We start from the raw sequence: 2,802 nt of genomic DNA, 5'->3' as shown, positions 1-2,802 counted from the left end.
CCGAAGGTGGGGTTGCCGGGGTCGATCCGCTCGGGCGAGTACCCGACGTGGAAGTCGTCCCCCGCCACCAGGCCCGACCCCTCCTCCAGGATCGGGATCACGAGCTCCGTGGTAGTGCCCGGATAGGTCGTGGACTCGAGGATGACGGTGGAGCCGGGCCGGATGAACCGAGCCAGCGTCTGGGCCGAGACCTCGATGTAGGAGAGGTCCGGGGTGCCGTCCTTGAGCGGGGTGGGCACGGTCACCACCGCCACGTCGAAGCCGGCGCACGCCGCCGCCTTGTCCGCCGGCCGGTAGCGCCCGCTGGCGAGCGCGGCGGCCAGGTGGGCGTCGGTGACGTCTTCGATGTAGGACTCCCCCGCCGCCAGCGACTTGATCCGCCGCTCGTCGGTGTCGTAGCCGACCACTTGGTAGCCGACCTCGACAGCACGCATGGCCAGGGGCAGGCCGACATAGCCCTGGCCCACCACGACCAAGCGGCCGCGCCCGTAGTTCTCCGCCGTCGTCATGCCCGCATTCTCAACTGTCGCCGCGCTCCGTGGCAAGGCCTATTTCCTCACTATTCACGTAGGTTTAGCCCCTATTACCGGGGCTTTCGGTCCAATGGGTACCCAATTGGGGTGGCCGATCGGCCCCGATGAAGGGTCATTTCGACCACTCACAGTGCTACGAGGATGAGCTTTCGCGATCACGTTGCGCCGTCGAGGTGACCGATCCCTCGGGCGTCAGCCGACTCCCGCGGTTGATCGCTCCGGATCCTGCCCACATACTCGACGACGAATCTCAACGCTCGGAGCAGGAGAACGGGCAGCGTCCCTGGAACCACGGAAAGTGTTGGCCGCGGGTGACTCGGAGCGTTCGATCGCGTACAGTTCTCCCTGCGGGGTTCGGGCGGAGCAAGGGTTAAAAGGTCCTAAAGATGAAGGAATACCTCGGCTGGGTGCTGCGGCGGGCGCTGGCGGCGTCCAAGCTGTCCCAGGGACTCGTGCTGGCGGTCGTCGTCGCTCTGGTCGTCGCCCTCACCACTATCGGCGGCGGAGGTAGCAACAACGGCCCGCCGAGCCGGGTCGCCAGCGGGCCCGGCCCGTCGAGCAATACGCCCACGACGGCGGGACCGAAGCTGCCCACGTTCCCCCAGCAGACCTCTTCCGTCGGCAACTCCTCGACCGGCAGCACCACGACCACGAGCGCCGGTCCGGCAGGCACGAAAGCCACGACCTCCACGGGCGGTAAAGGCAGCGCATCGTCGATCGGTGGCGGAAGCCATCCGGTGGCGTCCGGTCCCTTCTTCAGCACAGCCGGGTCCGGCTTCTCCACCTCGAGCGGCTCGAAGCCGGGTGGCTCGACCGGGGGCAGCGGCGGCGGGACGTCGTCCGGTGGGGGCAACACCGGGTCGGGCGGCGGAGGCGGAGGTACGACCAGTAGCGGCTCGGGTGGCTCCTCCGGCGGCAGCGGCTCCCCGTCGACGGGCGTCAACCAGGGCTCCGGCGGTACGTCGGGCGGAGGTACTTCTGGCGGCGGGACGTCGGGCGGAGGTACCTCCGGGGGGGGCACGAGCGGTGGAGGCACGTCGGGCGGAGGTACTTCTGGCGGCGGGACGAGCGGCGGTGGCGCCGGAGGGTCCGTCGCCACGACCTTTGCCGGCTTCCACGCCGTGTCCCTGACCGACGGGTCCACCGGGTACTGCCCCAACGGGGTGAACCTGGGCCAGGCCGGTCCGTCCGGCACCAGCCCGCCCGCCCCCAACAGCGGGTCCGCCGGCACCGGCGGCCTGGCCGGGTGCGGCAGTAACGGCGGCGCCGGGGGCAACGGCGGTAACGGCACGCCTCAGGCCACCGGTGGCGTGGGCGGGACCGGCGGGGAGGGCGGATGCCAGCCGGCCACCCTGGCCGAGATGAGGGCAGGGGCCAAGCCCTGCAACGGGACCGGCTCCAACGGGGGTCACGGCGGCAACGGCGGCAACGCCAGCAAGAGCTTCTCCGGCGGTCGCGGCGGCCGTGGTGGTGACGGCGGGAACGGCCAGAAGCTCCAGGGCCACAACGGCAGCAACGGCACCAACGCCACCGCCAAGGCGGCCGGCTCCAACGGGGTCCAGGGCACGACCGGTGGCGCCCCGCCCCAGCCCGCCGCCACGACGGCCACCACCAAGCCGCCGAAGCCGTAGCACCGCTTTGCGATCAAGACTCGGTGCGAGCAACTACAGATGACGCCACTGAGTCACAGCTCGATCGCAAACTGCCCGTATGCACCGGACAGCCGTCCTGTTGCTGCGCCTCACGGCCCGCCAAGCTGCGGCGCTGGGGCAGTTGATGAACAGCCAGCGACACCTCTATAACGCCGCCTTGGAGGAGCGTCGGGGGGCCTGGCGCTGGGAGCGCCGGGCCGTGTCGCGCTGGGATCAGTGTGCCGAACTCACTGGCTGGGACGACCCAGCGCTCGCATTTGGGGTGACCGTGGCCAGGGGCACGCTGTTGCGCCTCGACCGGGCCTTCGCCGGCTTCTACCGGCGGGCAAAGGCGGGTCGGAAGCCGGGGTACCCTCGCTACAAGTCCGCCGCTCGGTGGGACTCAGTCGAATACCCCCAGGCCCTCTGCTGGAAGATTTCCGGCTCGGGCCGTTCTGGCCGGCTCTACATACAGGGCGTGGGCCGTGTCGCCTACCGCTGCTCGGCCAGGGGCGTGCCGGGTGTGCCCAAGACCCTGGTCGTCAGGCGGGAGGGCCGCAGATACCGGGCCTTCGTGTCTTGTGACGTGGGGAAGCCACAGCCCCTTCCCGATACGGGCCGGGATGTGGGCATCGATC

Annotated in this window: 2 protein-coding genes; one reads left to right on the top strand and one right to left on the bottom strand. The window is 70.3% G+C overall.

Going from position 1 to position 2,802, the window contains the following annotated elements; translation table 11 throughout:
- The coding region (locus tag VFW24_00130; GenBank protein HEX5265156.1) for an NAD(P)-binding domain-containing protein at positions 1-509 on the bottom strand (509 nt) is incomplete at its 3' end.
- 410 nt (positions 510-919) lie between these two features.
- Between VFW24_00130 and VFW24_00125 the strand changes: the two genes are divergently transcribed.
- Positions 920-2,164 carry a hypothetical protein gene (locus VFW24_00125; GenBank protein ID HEX5265155.1) on the top strand — a complete coding sequence of 415 codons (1,245 nt, stop codon included), beginning with the start codon at positions 920-922 and terminating at the stop codon, positions 2,162-2,164.
- Positions 2,165-2,802: the final 638 nt, after the last annotated feature.

It is taken from the genome of Acidimicrobiales bacterium, from assembly GCA_036273495.1.
GTDB lineage: Bacteria > Actinomycetota > Acidimicrobiia > Acidimicrobiales > JAJPHE01 > DASSEU01.
Note: the sequence above shows the minus strand (reverse complement) of the source record. Positions and strands in the feature narration are given on the sequence as shown.